Genomic DNA, 14,555 nt, shown 5'->3' with positions numbered 1-14,555 from the left:
TCTCCTTCTGGGTGGGGTGGGGGCGACTCAGAGGCACAGCGCCTTGATGTCTTCGGGGATCGGTATGGCCTTGATGCGGTCGGGATCGGCCGGGTCGCGCACGACGAATGCACGCACCTCGGTGCCTTCGCACAGCAGGTCGTCGCCGCGGCGCACCACATGGCGGTGGAGGAAGGTCTTGACGGCCCACTCCTCGACGGTGGTGTGCACCTCGATCGTCTGGCCATAGGTGGCGGGCTTCATGAAGCGGGTGTGGATCTCGAGCAGCGGCGTGCCGACGATGCCGCGCGTCTTGACCAGCTCGCGCCAGGGCGGCACACCACAGGCCATGAAGAAGGCGAGCGAGGACTGGTCCATCCACTTCGAGAAGTTGGGAAAGAACACGATGCCTGCGGGGTCGCAGTCGCCGAAGCACACGTCGACGCGGTGGACGTGCACTTTGCTCATTGGGTTCTCCCGATCGCCGTGGGGCGCGTGGTCGCGGCGGTCATGCTCAGTCCTTGCGCGGCAGGATCAGGAACGGATCGGCCTCGCGGCCCTCGTACAGCGCCTCCACCAGCGAGGCGCGGTGGGTGAGTACCGCGCGCTGGTTGATCGAGCCCTTGTCGGTGACCTCGCCATGGTCGATCGACGGCGGCTCGGCCAGCACGTGCAGGCGGGCGACTCGGCTGGCGCTGCCGGTCGACTCGCGCCACAAGCGGTCGGCCAGCACCTGGAAGAAGGCCCGCACCGCCGGGTGGTGCAGCACCTCGGGCATCGGCGTGCCCTCGGGCAGGCCGGCCAGGCGGCGGCATTCGTCAGGCCGCGGGAAGATCATCGCGCCGACGTCGTCGCGGTTCAGACCGGTGATCACCGCGTCCTGCACGCAGGGGTCGCCCGCCAGCGTGATGCGCGCGCGCAGCGGGCCGACGCTGACGAAGGTGCCGGTGGACAGCTTGAAATCCTCGGCGGTGCGGCCGTCGAACATCAGGCCGCGGCCGGGGTGGTCGGCATCGATCCAGCGGGCGGCGTCGCCGGTGCGGTAGAAGCCTTCGTCGTCAAAGGCCTCGCGCGTCTGCTCGGGCGCGCGCCAGTAGCCGGGCATCACGTTCGGGCCGCGGAAGCGGATCTCGGCCTTGCCGCCGGTGGAGGCATCCTTGACCAGCTTGACCTCGACGCCCGGCACCGGCAGGCCGATGTGGCCCGAGCGCACGTCGGTGCCCACGGCGAAGGTGCAGGCTGGCGCGGTCTCGGTCATGCCCAGGCCGGTGATGATGCGCACGCGCTCGCCCACCGCCGCCTCGCCATGCGCCTCGAGCTTGTCCCACACCGCCTGGTTGAGCGCGGCGCCGGCGAACATGAAGGCCTTGCAGCGCCTGAACAGCGTGTCGCGCAACTGCCGGTCGGTGTCCATCGCCGAGGCGATTTCCTCGAAGCCCTTGGGCACGTTGAAGTACACCGTGGGCGAGACCTCGCGCAGGTTGCGCAGCGTCTGCGCGATGGCCTTCGGCGTGGGCTTGCCGTCGTCGATGTAGAGCGTGCCGCCGTTGTAGAGCACCAGGCCCACGTTGTGGTTGCCGCCGAAGGTGTGGTTCCAGGGCAGCCAGTCGACCAGCACCGGTGGCTCGTCGGCCAGGAAGCCCATGCACTGGCGCAGCATCTGCTGGTTGGCGCAGAGCATGCGGTGGGTGTTGATCACGCCCTTGGGCGCCTTGGTGGACCCGGACGTGAACAGGAACTTGGCGATGCTGTCGGGGCCCACCTTCGCATGCGCCTCGGCCAGCGCCGGGCCGGGTACGGCACCGAGCAGGCTGTCGAAGCGGCGCAGGTCGCGGCCCTGCAGCAGGCCGGCGGCGGCCACCTCGGCCAGGCCGTCGGTCAACACCACCGGCACGTCGGGCGACAGCACCGCATCGATGGCCTTGGCGTAGGCGGGGCCGCTGGCAAACACCAGACCGGGCGTCACGATGCCGACGATGTGGCGCAGCTTGCCGAAGTCCTGCGAGATCAGCGAATAGGCCGACGACACCGGCGCATAGGGCACGCCGGCCCACATCGCGGCCAGCGCCAGCGTCAGGTGCTCGAGGTCATTCTCGGACAGGATGGCCAGCGGTCGGTCGACCGACAGGCCCAGGTCCAGCAAGCGCTGGCCCACAGCCTGCACCCGCTGCAGCATCTGCGCGTAGGTGATGTGCACCCAGGCGCCGCTGGCGTCGCGGCGGGCGACCAGCGTGCGGTCGGGTGCCTCCTGCGCCCACTGCTCGAGGCAGTCGGTCAGCCGGTCGGGGAACCAGCGCAGCGCCTCGGTCGATCGCAGCACGATGCTGCCGTCCGGCCGCTGCTCGATCTCGGCCTCGACGCAGCCGCCGACGCTGGCGTCGCGGTAGCGCGGCGCGCCGGCCTCGCCGTCGTGGCGCGCGTGGACGGCACCCGCGCTCATGGGTGCACCCTGCGGCCTGCGGCCGGTCCCGCCAGGCGGGAATGAGCCCTCGGCAAAGCCTGCGGGCTCATGACTTGACGACCTTGCCGGCGCGCCCGTCGAGGAACGCGCGCAGGCGGTCCTGGGCATCGGGCGTGCTCTCGGCCACCGCCGCCATCAGCGACTCGGTGAACAGGCCTTCGGACTGCGCCTGATCGGCGATGCGCGGCAGCGCGTGCATCACCGCGAAGTTGCTCATCGGCGCATTGGTGGCGATGCGCTGGGCCAGCGCGATGCCCCGGGCCAGGCCTTCGCCGTCGCGCACGCGGTACTGCACCAGGCCGACCTGCAGGCCCTCGTCGGCGTCGTAGACGCGGCCGGTGAGCATCAGGTCGGTCATGCGGGCCACGCCCATCAGCCGCGGGATGCGCGCCGAGCCGCCGCCACCGACGAAGATGCCGCGCTGGCCCTCGGGCAGGCCGAAGTACGCCGAGTCTTCCGCCACGCGCAGGTGGCACGAGGTGGCCAGTTCGAGGCCGCCGCCAACCACCGCGCCATGCAGCACCGCCACCACCGGCACGCGGCCGAACTGGATGGCATCGAACGCGGCGTGCCACATGCGCGAGTGCAGCACCGCGCTGCCGATGTCGCGCTCCACCAGTTCGGCCAGGTCGAGCCCGGCGCAGAAATGGGCGCCCTCGCCGCTGAGCACCACCGCGCGCACGCCTTCGGGCAGGTTCACGAAGCAGGTGTGCAACTGCTGCACCAGCGCGTCGCTGATGGCATTGCGCTTGGCCGGGCGGTTCAGGCGCACATGCACCACGGCATCGTTGCGCGAGACCTGCAACAGGTCCAGAGTGCCGGGCAGGCCGGGCAGCGGTTGGAAGTCGGAGGTCATCGGGAGCCCTTTGCGAACAGGCGCAAAGATATTTCAGTTCATTAACTTAATAACTAGGAGAAACCCGAGTCACCCCCTGAATCTGCCCATGGAGAATCCGGCTTGACCCATCAATCGTTGCTTTTTTTATTCCACTGTTGAAGCAAAGCCACCCATGAAGACCGATGATCTGATCGCGATCGACGTGCACACGCATGCCGAGGTGTCGTGCTGGAACCCGTTCGACAGCTACGGCGAGGAGTACGACCGGGCGGCGGACAAGTACTTCCGCTCGAACCGCCGGCCGACCATCGACGAGACGGTGGCGCACTACCGCGAGAAGAAGATCGGGCTGGTGATGTTCACCGTCGACGCCGAGACGCAGATGGGCCGCCGCCGCATCCCGAACGAGGAGATCTGCGAGGCCGCAAAGAAGAACAGCGACATGATGATCGCCTTCGCCAGCATCGACCCGCACAAAGGCAAGATGGGCGCGCGCGAGGCGAGGCGGCTGATCGAGGAACACGGCGTCAAGGGCTTCAAGTTCCACCCGACGGTGCAGGGCTTCCTGCCCTACGACCGCATGGCCTGGCCCATCTACGAGGTCATTGCCGAACACAAGCTGCCGGCGATCTTCCACAGCGGCCATTCAGGCATCGGCTCGGGCATGCGTTGCGGCGGCGGCCTGCGCCTGCAGAACAGCAACCCGATGCTGCTGGAGGACGTGGCGATCGACTTCCCCGACATCGAGATCGTCATCGCCCACCCCAGTTGGCCGTGGCAGGACGAGGCGCTGTCGCTGGCGCTGCACAAGCCGAACGTCTGGATCGACCTGTCGGGCTGGAGCCCGAAGTACTTTCCGCCCCAACTGGTGCAGTACGCCAACACGCTCTTGCGCGACCGCATGCTCTTCGGCAGCGACTACCCGCTGATCACGCCCGAGCGCTGGATGAAGGACTTCGAGGAGGCCGGCTTCAAGCCCGACGTGCACCCGCTGATCCTGAAGGACAACGCCAAGCGGCTGCTGCGGCTGGGCTGAGCGCCGCCGCAAAAGGAAAAGCCGGTACCGCGAGTGCGGTACCGGCTTTCTTTTGGCGACCCCTAGGGGATTCGAACCCCTGTTACAACCGTGAAAGGGTCGTGTCCTAGGCCTCTAGACGAAGGGGTCAAAAACTTCGTCGTCCTGAACTGCGCGCTTTGATGGTGGAGGTAAGCGGGATCGAACCGCTGACCTCTTGCATGCCATGCAAGCGCTCTCCCAGCTGAGCTATACCCCCAACGAATCGACAACGATCCGCCATAAGGCGCGCCGTTCAAGCGAGTCCATGACTATAGCACAGGACTTCGTGGCTGCAAGCGTTCCAGCACCGTGCTTCGCTCGAAGAGCGACAGCACCGCGTCGACCGACGGCGTCTGCGCGCGGCCGCAGACGAGCACCCGCACCGCCGGGGCCAGCTGCGGCATCTTCAGACCGTGTTCGGCCAGCGTCTCCTTCATCGCCAGCTGGATGCCCGCCTTGTCCCAGGCACAGGTGGCCAGCCGATCGCGCAGCGCGCTCAGGGCCGGCTGGACCGCGTCGGTGACATGCGTGGCCAGATCCGCCGCCTCGGGCGTGACCGGCGCGTCGTACATCGCCAGCCAGTCGGCGAGCTCGACGGTGGTGTTGCAGCGGTCCTTGAACAGGCCGCATCGAGCGGCCATGCGGGCGTCCGCCGCCACCAGCAGGCCCCGCGTCGCGAGTTGCGCGGCCACCAGGCCGGCCAGGCGGGCGTCGTCGGCCTGCTTCAGGTACTGGGCGTTCACCCAGGCCAGCTTGGCCGGGTCCCACTGTGCCGGGCTCTTGGCCAGGTGGCTGCCGTCGAACCAGGCCACCATCTGCCCGCGGGTGAAGAGTTCGTCGTCGCCGTGGCTCCAGCCCAGGCGCGCCAGGTAGTTGAGCATGGCCTCGGGCAGGTAGCCGGCGTCCTCGTAGGCGGTGACGCTGACGGCACCGCGTCGCTTGGACAGCTTCTGGCCGTCATCGCCCAGGATGATCGGACAGTGACCGAAGCGCGGCAGTGGCGCACCGAGCGCGCGGAAGATGTTGATCTGCCAGGGCGTGTTGTTGATGTGCTCGTCGCCGCGGAAGACATGGGTGATGGCCATGTCCCAGTCGTCGACGACGACGGCGAAGTTGTAGGTCGGCACGCCGTCGGGCCGCAGGATGATCAGGTCGTCGATCTCCTCGTTCGAGATCGTGATCGGGCCTTTCACCAGGTCGTCCCAGCTGACCAGGCCGTCGGGCGGGTTGGCGAAGCGCACGACCGGCTTCACGCCCTCGGGCACCGGCGGCAGCGCCTTGCCGGGCGCCGGGCGCCAGCGGCCGTCGTAGTGGGTCTTCTCGCCGCGCTCGCGCTGGGCCTCGCGCATCGCGTCGAGATCGTCCGGCGTGGCATAGCAGCGGTAGGCGGTGCCAGCGGCCAGCATCTGCTCGATGACGGCGTGGTAGCGCTCGAGGCGCTGCATCTGGTAGATCGGGCCCTCGTCGCAATCCAGGCCCAGCCAGCGCATCGCGGCCAGGATCTGGTCGACCGAATCCTGCGTCGAGCGCGCCACGTCGGTGTCCTCGATGCGCAGCACGAACTGGCCGCCGTGGTGGCGTGCAAAGGCCCACGAGTACAGCGCGGTGCGGGCGGTGCCCAGGTGCAGGAAGCCCGTCGGTGACGGGGCGATTCGGGTGCGGACGGTGGATGTCATGGGCAGTTCAGGCCGCGGTCATGCCGCGTTGGAGGTCATCGGTGATGTCGTCGACATGTTCCAGGCCGACGGCCAGGCGCACCAGCCCCTGGCCGATGCCCGAGGCCTGGCGCTGCGCCTCGGTGAGCCGGCCATGCGAGGTGGTGGCCGGATGGGTGATGATCGACTTGGTGTCGCCCAGGTTGGTGGCGATGCTCAACACCCGGGTGCCATCGATGACGCGGAAGGCCGCGGCGCGGGCAGCTTCCGGGGTGTCGGCCCGCATGTCGAACGACAGCACCGCACCGCCCAGGCCCGACTGCTGGCGCATCGCCAGTTCGTGCTGGGGATGCGAGGCCAGGCCGGGGTAATGCACCCGCGCCACCGCCGGGTGACGTTCCAGCCAGTGGGCCACGGTCAGCGTGGCCTCGCTCTGCGCCTTCATGCGCAGCGCCAGCGTCTCCATGCCCTTGAGCACCACCCAGGCGTTGAACGGCGCCAGCGTCATGCCGGCCGTGCGCAGCACCGGGCCGAAGACGTCGCGGATCAGCTTGTCGGGCCCGCAGAGCGCACCGGCCATCACCCTGCCCTGCCCGTCCAGGAACTTGGTGCCGGCGTGCATCACCAGGTCGGCGCCGAGCGCCAGCGGCCGCTGCAGCGCGGGCGAGCAGAAGGTGTTGTCCACCGTCAGCAGCGCGCCGGCGTCGTGCGCCAGGTCGGCCAGTGCACGGATGTCGCAGACATCGGTGAGCGGGTTGGTCGGCGTCTCGGCGAACAGCAGCTTGGTCGTCGGGCGCATCGCGGCGCGCCACTCGGCCAGGTCGGTCTGCGACACGAAGCTGGTCTCGACGCCGAACTTGCCGAACTCCTTGGCGAACAGGCTGATGGTCGAGCCGAACACCGAGCGCGAGCACACCACGTGGTCGCCGGACTTGAGCAGGCCCATGATCAGCAGCAGGATCGCGCTCATGCCGGTGGCGGTGGCCACCGCGCCCTCGGCGCCTTCCATCGCGGCCAGGCGGGCCTCGAAGCTGCGCACCGTGGGATTGCTGGTGCGCGAGTAGGTGAAGTCCTCCATGTCCGTGAAGCGCCGGGCAGAGGTCTGTGCGTCTGGCTGCACGTAGGCGCTGGTCAGGAACAGCGCCTCGGAGTTCTCGCCGTGCTGGCTCGGGGCCAGTGCGGTGCGCACGGCCAGCGTCTCGGGGCGCAGCCCCTCGGGCAATCTGGCGCGGGCGATGCGGGCGGCTTCCGCGTCGCCGGGTCGGGCGGGGTCGGTCATGGCGTCAGGTTCGGTCGTTGCGGCTTTGCAGCGTCAGCCGGGTGCGGTCGTCGTCGTCCTCATCGTCATCGTCGCGCGACTCGGTGCGCTGCGACTCGATGGCCTCGAAATCGGCGCTGCTGACGTCGCCGGTGATGTACACGCCGTCGAAGCACGAAGCCTCGAAGCCGGCGATGGCGGGATTGAGCGCACCGACGACGCGCTTCATCGCGTCCACGTCCTGGTAGATCAGTGCGTCGGCGCCGATGAACTCGCACACCTGCGCCACGGTGCGGCCGTGGGCCACCAGTTCCTCGCGGGTGGGCATGTCGATGCCGTAGACGTTGGGATAACGCACAGGCGGTGCGGCCGAGGCCATGTACACCTTGCGCGCCCCGGCCTCGCGGGCCATCTGCACGATCTCCTTGCTGGTGGTGCCGCGCACGATCGAGTCGTCGACCAGCAGCACGTTGCGGCCCTTGAACTCCTGCACGATGGCATTGAGCTTCTGGCGCACGCTGCGCTTGCGCGCCTGCTGTCCCGGCATGATGAAGGTGCGGCCCACGTAGCGGTTCTTGACGAAGCCCTCGCGGTAGGGCTTGCCGATCTTCTGCGCCAGCTGCATGGCCGACGGGCGGCTCGACTCGGGGATCGGGATCACCACGTCGATGTCGCTGGGCGGCATCTGGTTGATCACGCGCTGTGCCAGGCTTTCGCCCAGGTTGAGCCGCGCCTGGTAGACGGAGATGCCGTCGATCACGGAATCGGGCCGCGCCAGGTAGACGTACTCGAACATGCACGGGTGCAGCGACGGCGCCTCGGCGCACTGGCGCGCATGCATCCGCCCGTCCATGTCGATGAAGATCGCCTCGCCCGGCGCCACGTCGCGCAGCACGCGGTGGCCGGTGCCTTCGAGCGCGACGGTCTCGCTGGCGACCATCAGTTCCTTGCCGCCGGGCAGGTCGGCTTCACCGACCACCAGCGGGCGGATGCCGAACGGGTCGCGGAAGGCCAGCAACCCATAACCCGCGATCAACGCGACCACCGCATACGAGCCGCGCAAGCGCCGGTGCACCGCACCCACCGCACGGAAGACCAGCTCGGGGGTCAGCGGCACGTCGCGGCCGGCAAGCTCCATCTCGTGGGCCAGGATGTTGATCAGCACCTCGGTGTCGCTGCCCGTGTTGATGTGGCGGCGGTCGATGTCGAACAGCTCCTGCTTCAGCGCATGGGCGTTGGTCAGGTTGCCGTTGTGCACCAGCACGATGCCGTAGGGCGCGTTGACGTAGAAGGGCTGGGCCTCTTCCTCGCTGTACGCGTTGCCTGCCGTCGGGTAGCGCACCTGGCCCAGGCCCACCGAGCCCGGCAGCGCCCGCATGTTGCGGGTGCGGAACACATCCTTCACCATGCCGCGGGCCTTGTGCATGAAGCACTGCGTGCCGAGCATGGTGACGATGCCGGCAGCGTCCTGGCCGCGGTGCTGCAGCAGCAGCAGCGCGTCGTAGATGAGCTGGTTGACGGGCGCCTTCGAGATGACGCCGACGATGCCGCACATGGTGTTGGACCCCTGGAGCGAGAAAGAGTGACGCCGGCCCGATCAGGCCGGCAGGTGGCGCGAGACCTCAGCCGGCAGCACGGGCTTGAGGCCCTGCAGCAGCGTGCCGAGCCAGGACGCGCCCTGAGATTGCCGCCACGGCTCGGACCGCACCGCCGGCGTGAAGGCAATCAACGTGGCGACGGCCAGCAACACCACCAGGCCGCGCAGCAGCCCGAAGGCACCGCCCAGCATGCGATCGGCCACCGTGAGCGGCGTGGCCTGGATGGCCATGCGCACCAGCTTGGCCAGCAGCACCCAGGCCACCAGCGCCGCAATGAAGGTGAGCGCGAAGGCCGCCGCCTGGTACAGCGCCGAGCCCTGTGAGCCGATCGGCAGGTAGGCGCCGAGTTGTGGCGAATAGGCCTGCGCGGCGATGTAGGCCACCACCCAGCCCACCAGCGACATCAGTTCGAACACCAGGCCGCGCCACAGCCCGACCACCACCGACAGCGCGAGGGTGGCCCCGAGCAGCAGGTCGACCCAGCCTGGCGCGGCCGTCGGCATCACAGCGCCAGGATGGCCGCTGGCAGGCCGGCGGCCTTTAACCGGGATGCGGCCTTCTCGGCCTCGTCCCGGCTGGGGAACGGACCGACCCGCACCCGGGTGCGGCGGCCGCCGTCGGCCTCGACGACCTGGGTGTAGGTCTTCATGCCGAGCTTTTCGACCTTGAGCCGGGCCTCGCGCAGCTTGTCGGCATCGGTGTAGGCGCCGACCTGCACGACCATCCGCATCCCGGCCGCGTCGGAGGCTTTCGTGGCGGCCTCGGCCTTGCCCTCGAGCAGCGCCTGGGCACGCTGGCCTTCGCCCGCCTTGGGCACCGAGGCAGGCCGCGGAGCGACAGCGGCGGCGGACGCGGCCCGGGGCGCCGGCACGGGCGGTGTCGATGCGGCAGTCCGCGGCGCCTCGGCCACCTGGGCCGCCGGCGCCTGGGTCGGCGCGGCGGCAGAGGCCGCGGTGGCCGGGTCGTCCGTCGGCTCGGCCGGCGCCACCACCACGGAGGGCGCTGGACGCGCAGGCGGCAGCGTCAACGCCGGCGCATGGTCCTTGCGCGGGATCTCGATCGGGATGTCGACCGGGATCGGCCTCGGCTGGGTTTCGAACAGCAGCGGGAAGCCGACGATGCCGATGGCGAGCAGCACCGAGGCGCCGATCAGCCGGCGGCGCGCGCGGGTGCGGGCAACGACCACCGCGTCGGGCGCCGAACTGGCGGCCGGGGTGGCATCGTCTTGGCGCTTGAAGAAGGACAGCAGACCCATGCGTGGCGCGGTGGCCGCGGGGGTGTGGCGAAAGGGGGCAGCACCCGGGTGGTCCGGGGCAGTCGCCAGGATCCGGGCGGTCGGTCAGCCCAGATGCTTGGCCACCAACCGGGGCAGGCCGTCCTTCAGCACACCACCGACGGTGTAGAAGGAGCCAAAGACGATGATTCTATCAGCCGGGTCCGCCGAACCGAGGGCGGCGAGCAGGGCTTCGCGGGGGTCGGCATGGCACTGCAGCGTGACGCCCGGGCGCAGCCCGGCGGCCCGCACCGCGGCCTGCAGTTCGTCGGCAGTGGCCGCCCGGGCGGCCGGCAGGCTGGTGAGGTGCCAGTGGTCGACCAGCGGCATCAGGTGCGGCAGCAGGCCGGCCAGGTCCTTGTCGCGCATGGCCCCGAAGACGGCATGGGTGCGCGGAAAGAAGCCCATCTCGTCGAGGTTGAGCGCCAGCGCCGCCACCGACTGCGGGTTGTGAGCCACGTCGAGCACCAGCGTCGGCTGGCCGGGCACGATCTGGAAGCGGCCGGGCAGTTCGACCATCGCCAGGCCGTTGCGCACGCCCTGCGCGGTGACCGGCACGCGGTCGCGCAAGGCCTCCAACGCAGCCAGCGCACCGCCCGCATTGAGCAACTGGTTGGCGCCGCGCAGCGCCGGGTAGGCCAGGCCGCTGAAGCGCCGGCCGCGACCGGTCCAGGACCACTGCTGCTTGTCACCCTGCACGTTGAAGTCGCGGCCCAGACACCACAGGTCGGCGCCCAGTTCCTCGGCCCGCCGCAGCACCGAGGCCGGCGGTTGCGGATCGCTGACGATCACCGGCCGGCCACCGCGGATGATGCCGGCCTTCTCGCGGCCGATCGATTCGCGGTCTGGCCCGAGGTATTCGGTGTGGTCGAGTGCGATGCTGGTGATGACGGCGCAGTCGGCGTCGATGGCATTGACCGCGTCGAGCCGGCCGCCCAGGCCCACTTCGAGGATCACCAGGTCGAGCGGCACGGCGGCCAGCGCCCGCAGGATGGCCAACGTGGTGAACTCGAAGTACGTGAGCGTCACGCCCTGGCGCGCGGCCTCCACCGCCTCGAAGTGCGGCAGCAGCGCATCGGCATCGACCATCTCGCCATTGATGCGGCAACGCTCCTCGAAGTGCACCAGGTGGGGCTTGATGTACAGGCCAACGCGATAACCCGATTGCAGAGCGACGCACTCGAGCATCGCGCAGGTGCTGCCCTTGCCGTTGGTGCCCGCCACGCTGATGACCGGCGCGTCGAAGTGCAGCCCCAGGCGGTCGCGCACAGCGACCACCCGGTCGAGCGTCATGTCGATGGTCTTGGGGTGCAGGTGCTCGCAATGCGCCAGCCAGTCGGCCAGCGTGCGCCGGCCGGGGCCGCCTGCGCCCCGGTTGTCGTCGATGGCGGCGGGCCGCTGGGGTGCTGCTGGAGCCGGCGCCGGGTCAGGCGACGGCATCGGCACTCTGCCGCTGCAGCATCGCCAGCATGTGGGCGATGGTGCTGCGCAGTTGGCGGCGGTCGACGATGCGGTCGATCGCACCCTTGGTGATCAGGAACTCGGCGCGCTGGAAGCCTTCGGGCAGCTTCTCGCGCACGGTGTTCTCGATCACGCGCGGGCCGGCGAAGCCGACCAGCGCCTTGGGCTCGGCAATGACCACGTCACCGACGAAGGCGAAGCTGGCCGACACGCCACCCATGGTGGGGTCGGTGAGCACGCTGATGTAGGGCAGTTTGGCCTTGGCCAGGTGCGTGAGCGCGGCGTTGGTCTTGGCCATCTGGAACAGGCTGAACAGCCCTTCCTGCATGCGCGCGCCGCCGGTGGCCGTGAAGCACACGAAGGGCACCTTCTGCTCGATGGCCGCGTCGACGCCGCGCACGAAGCGCTCACCCACCACCGAGCCCATCGAGCCGCCCATGAAATCGAACTCGAAGCAGGCCACCACCAGCGGCACGCTCATCACCGCGCCGCCCACGACGACCAGCGCGTCGGTCTCGCCGGTGGATTCGAGCGCATCTTTCAGCCGCTCGGGGTACTTGCGGCTGTCCTTGAACTTCAGCGGGTCGACCGGCACCACCTCCTGGCCGATCTCGTAGCGGCCCTCGGGGTCGAGGAAGGTGTCGAGCCGCGCGCGCGCACCGATGCGGTGGTGGTGGTCGCATTTCGGGCACACATTGAGGTTCTCGGCCAGGTCGGTGTTGTACAGCACCGTCTCGCAGGCCGGGCACTTGACCCACAGGCCCTCGGGCACCGAGCGACGCTCGGTCGGGTCGGTCTGCTGGATCTTGGGCGGCAGCAGTTTTTCGAGCCAACTCATCGATGCTCCTTCACGTCGTTGTCCAGCGCCGCACGGATCTCGGCCATGAAGGCCTTGCCGGCGGCGGCCACCGTGTCGCGGGGCTGGTCGTTGAGGATCTGCACCAGCCGCGAACCGATGACCACCGCGTCGGACACCCGGGCCACGGCCTGGGCGGTCTGCGCGTCGCGAATCCCGAAGCCTACACCCACCGGCACCTTGACATGGGCGCGGATGCGTGGCACCGCTTCGGCCACCGCATCGGTGTCCAGGTGACCGGCGCCGGTGACGCCCTTCAGCGACACGTAGTAGACGTAGCCCGTGGCGATGCAGCCGACCTCCTTGATGCGCGCCTCGGTGGAGGTGGGCGCCAGCAGGAAGATCAGGTCGAGGCCGGCGGCCTTCAGGCGCGACGCGAAGACCTCGCACTCCTCGGGCGGGTAGTCCACCACCAACAGGCCGTCGACGCCGGCGTCGCGGGCATGGGCCACGAAGGCGCCATCGCCGTGGCGCTGGTCGTAGCGCTCCACCGGGTTGGCGTAGCCCATCAGCACGACCGGCGTGGTGCGGTCCGACTCGCGGAAGCGCTTCACGTGGGCCAGCACCTGGGCCAGGCCGATGCCGCGTGCCAGGGCCCGCTCGCTGGCCTGCTGGATCACCGGGCCGTCGGCCATGGGGTCGGAGAACGGCACGCCCAGTTCGATGATGTCGGCGCCACCGGCGGCCAGGCCGAGCATGATCTCGGGCGTGGCGTCGGCGAAGGGATCGCCCGCGGTGACGTAGGGGATCAGGGCCTTGCGGCCCTGGCGCTGCAGCGCCTGCAGGGTGGCGGCAATGCGGCTCATCGCGTCACCTCGATCGTCTGCGCGCCGCCCTTGACGGTCTGGCCTCGGCACGAGGGTCGACAGAAGAACTCGGCACCCGACAGGTCGGCCACAGTGCCGATGTCCTTGTCGCCGCGGCCCGAGAGATTGACGAGCAGGTGCTGGTCGGGCCGCATCGTGGCCGCCAGCTTCATCGCATAGGCCACCGCGTGGCTGGATTCCAGCGCCGGGATGATGCCCTCGGTGCGGCACAGGCGGTGGAAGGCCGACAGCGCCTCGGCATCGGTGATGCCGACGTACTCGGCGCGGCCGATGTCCTTCAGGTAGGCATGCTCGGGGCCGACGCCGGGGTAGTCCAGGCCGGCGCTGATCGAGTGTGTCTCGGTGATCTGGCCGTTGTCGTCCTGCAGCAGGTAGGTGCGGTTGCCGTGCAGCACGCCGGGAGAACCGGCCGACAGGCTGGCCGCGTGCTTGCCGCTGTCGAGCCCCTCGCCTGCCGCCTCGACACCGATGAGGCGCACGTTCTCGTGGGCGATGTAGGGGTAGAAGATGCCCATCGCGTTGCTGCCACCGCCCACGCAGGCGATCACGGCATCGGGCTGGCGGCCCGTCTGCGCCGGCATCTGCACCACGCACTCGTCGCCGATGACGCGCTGGAAGTCGCGCACCATCGTCGGGTACGGGTGCGGGCCGGCCACCGTGCCGATGATGTAGAAGGTGTTCTCGACGTTGGTGACCCAGTCGCGCAGCGCTTCATTGAGCGCATCCTTCAGCGTGCGGCTGCCCGATTCGACCGGCACCACGCGGGCGCCGAGCAGGTGCATGCGGTAGACGTTGGGCGACTGGCGCTTGACGTCCTCGCTGCCCATGTAGACCACGCACTCCATGCCGTAGCGCGCGCAGATGGTGGCGGTGGCCACGCCATGCTGGCCGGCACCGGTCTCGGCGATGACGCGCTTCTTGCCCATGCGGCGGGCCAGCAGCGCCTGGCCGATGGTGTTGTTCACCTTGTGCGCGCCGGTGTGGTTCAGGTCTTCGCGCTTGAGGTGGATCTGCGCGCCGCCCAGTTCGCGGCTCAGGCGGTCGGCGTGGTAGATGGGGCTGGGGCGGCCGACGAAGTGCTTCAGTTCATGGTGGTACTCCGCCATGAACGCCGGGTCGGCGCGGCACTGGTCGTAGGCCTCGCGCAGTTCGTCGAGCGCATGGACCAGGGTCTCGGCCACGAAGGTGCCGCCGTACGGCCCGAAGTGCCCGCGGGCATCGGGCTGGTGGTAGTCGAACATGGTGTGTCCTGCGGTGCAGCCCGCGGACGTTGGCCACGGGCGGAGAGATCG

13 protein-coding genes and 2 tRNA genes are annotated in these 14,555 nt (G+C 69.5%); 1 reads left to right on the top strand and 14 read right to left on the bottom strand.

The features are described 5' to 3' along the window. Positions 1-27: 27 nt before the first annotated feature. From EOINJALH_RS12025 to EOINJALH_RS12015, 3 genes are all read right to left on the bottom strand, one after another. A complete protein-coding gene (locus EOINJALH_RS12025) occupies positions 28-447 on the bottom strand; it encodes a thioesterase family protein (RefSeq protein ID WP_088280595.1) in 420 nt (139 codons plus the stop codon). A 46-nt stretch (positions 448-493) separates the two neighbouring features. Further along, positions 494-2,419: a feruloyl-CoA synthase gene (locus EOINJALH_RS12020; RefSeq protein WP_088280594.1), complete on the bottom strand. Its 1,926-nt coding sequence runs from the start codon at positions 2,417-2,419 to the stop codon at positions 494-496. A gap of 67 nt (positions 2,420-2,486) precedes the next feature. Further along, positions 2,487-3,296 (bottom strand): crotonase/enoyl-CoA hydratase family protein, encoded by an 810-nt coding sequence (locus EOINJALH_RS12015; protein WP_088280593.1) that lies wholly within the window; start codon positions 3,294-3,296, stop codon positions 2,487-2,489. A gap of 154 nt (positions 3,297-3,450) precedes the next feature. Between EOINJALH_RS12015 and EOINJALH_RS12010 the strand changes: the two genes are divergently transcribed. Then, positions 3,451-4,314: an amidohydrolase family protein gene (locus EOINJALH_RS12010; protein ID WP_088280592.1), complete on the top strand. Its 864-nt coding sequence runs from the start codon at positions 3,451-3,453 to the stop codon at positions 4,312-4,314. Positions 4,315-4,367: 53 nt separating this feature from the next. Here EOINJALH_RS12010 and EOINJALH_RS12005 read toward each other — a convergent pair. The 11 genes from EOINJALH_RS12005 to trpB all read right to left on the bottom strand — a co-directional run bounded on the left by EOINJALH_RS12005 (position 4,368) and on the right by trpB (position 14,504). Further along, positions 4,368-4,443: transfer RNA gene (locus EOINJALH_RS12005), tRNA-Glu, on the bottom strand. A gap of 33 nt (positions 4,444-4,476) precedes the next feature. After that, positions 4,477-4,552: transfer RNA gene (locus tag EOINJALH_RS12000), tRNA-Ala, on the bottom strand. Positions 4,553-4,604: 52 nt separating this feature from the next. Next, on the bottom strand, positions 4,605-6,011 hold the full coding sequence (gltX, locus tag EOINJALH_RS11995) for a glutamate--tRNA ligase (protein WP_088280591.1): 1,407 nt from the start codon (positions 6,009-6,011) through the stop codon (positions 4,605-4,607). Between the two features lie 7 nt (positions 6,012-6,018). Further along, positions 6,019-7,269, bottom strand: a complete 1,251-nt coding sequence (locus tag EOINJALH_RS11990; RefSeq protein ID WP_088280590.1) for an O-succinylhomoserine sulfhydrylase — start codon at positions 7,267-7,269, stop codon at positions 6,019-6,021. A gap of 4 nt (positions 7,270-7,273) precedes the next feature. Next, entirely contained in the window at positions 7,274-8,803 is a 1,530-nt protein-coding gene (gene purF, locus EOINJALH_RS11985; RefSeq protein ID WP_088280589.1) for an amidophosphoribosyltransferase, read from the bottom strand. 42 nt (positions 8,804-8,845) lie between these two features. Then, the gene (locus tag EOINJALH_RS11980; protein ID WP_088280588.1) at positions 8,846-9,349 is read right to left on the bottom strand and encodes a CvpA family protein; all 504 of its coding nucleotides are present in this window, start codon (positions 9,347-9,349) and stop codon (positions 8,846-8,848) included. Then, positions 9,349-10,101 carry an SPOR domain-containing protein gene (locus tag EOINJALH_RS11975; RefSeq protein ID WP_088280587.1) on the bottom strand — a complete coding sequence of 251 codons (753 nt, stop codon included), beginning with the start codon at positions 10,099-10,101 and terminating at the stop codon, positions 9,349-9,351. The genes EOINJALH_RS11980 and EOINJALH_RS11975 overlap by 1 nt, the downstream gene beginning before the upstream one ends. An 84-nt stretch (positions 10,102-10,185) precedes the next feature. Next, positions 10,186-11,559: a bifunctional tetrahydrofolate synthase/dihydrofolate synthase gene (gene folC, locus EOINJALH_RS11970; RefSeq protein ID WP_088280586.1), complete on the bottom strand. Its 1,374-nt coding sequence runs from the start codon at positions 11,557-11,559 to the stop codon at positions 10,186-10,188. After that, entirely contained in the window at positions 11,546-12,418 is an 873-nt protein-coding gene (accD, locus tag EOINJALH_RS11965; RefSeq protein WP_088280585.1) for an acetyl-CoA carboxylase, carboxyltransferase subunit beta, read from the bottom strand. The genes folC and accD overlap by 14 nt, the downstream gene beginning before the upstream one ends. Next, positions 12,415-13,242 (bottom strand): tryptophan synthase subunit alpha, encoded by an 828-nt coding sequence (trpA, locus tag EOINJALH_RS11960; protein ID WP_088280584.1) that lies wholly within the window; start codon positions 13,240-13,242, stop codon positions 12,415-12,417. The genes accD and trpA overlap by 4 nt, the downstream gene beginning before the upstream one ends. Then, on the bottom strand, positions 13,239-14,504 hold the full coding sequence (trpB, locus tag EOINJALH_RS11955) for a tryptophan synthase subunit beta (protein WP_088280583.1): 1,266 nt from the start codon (positions 14,502-14,504) through the stop codon (positions 13,239-13,241). Before trpB ends, trpA begins: the two co-directional genes overlap by 4 nt. Between the last annotated feature and the right edge of the window lie 51 nt (positions 14,505-14,555).

Origin of the sequence: Ideonella sp. A 288 (genome assembly GCF_002198735.1) — a bacterium.
Taxonomy (GTDB): Bacteria; Pseudomonadota; Gammaproteobacteria; order Burkholderiales; family Burkholderiaceae_C; genus Pseudaquabacterium.
The sequence above is the reverse complement of the archived record's forward strand: the minus strand, read 5'-3'. Positions and strand labels throughout refer to the sequence as shown.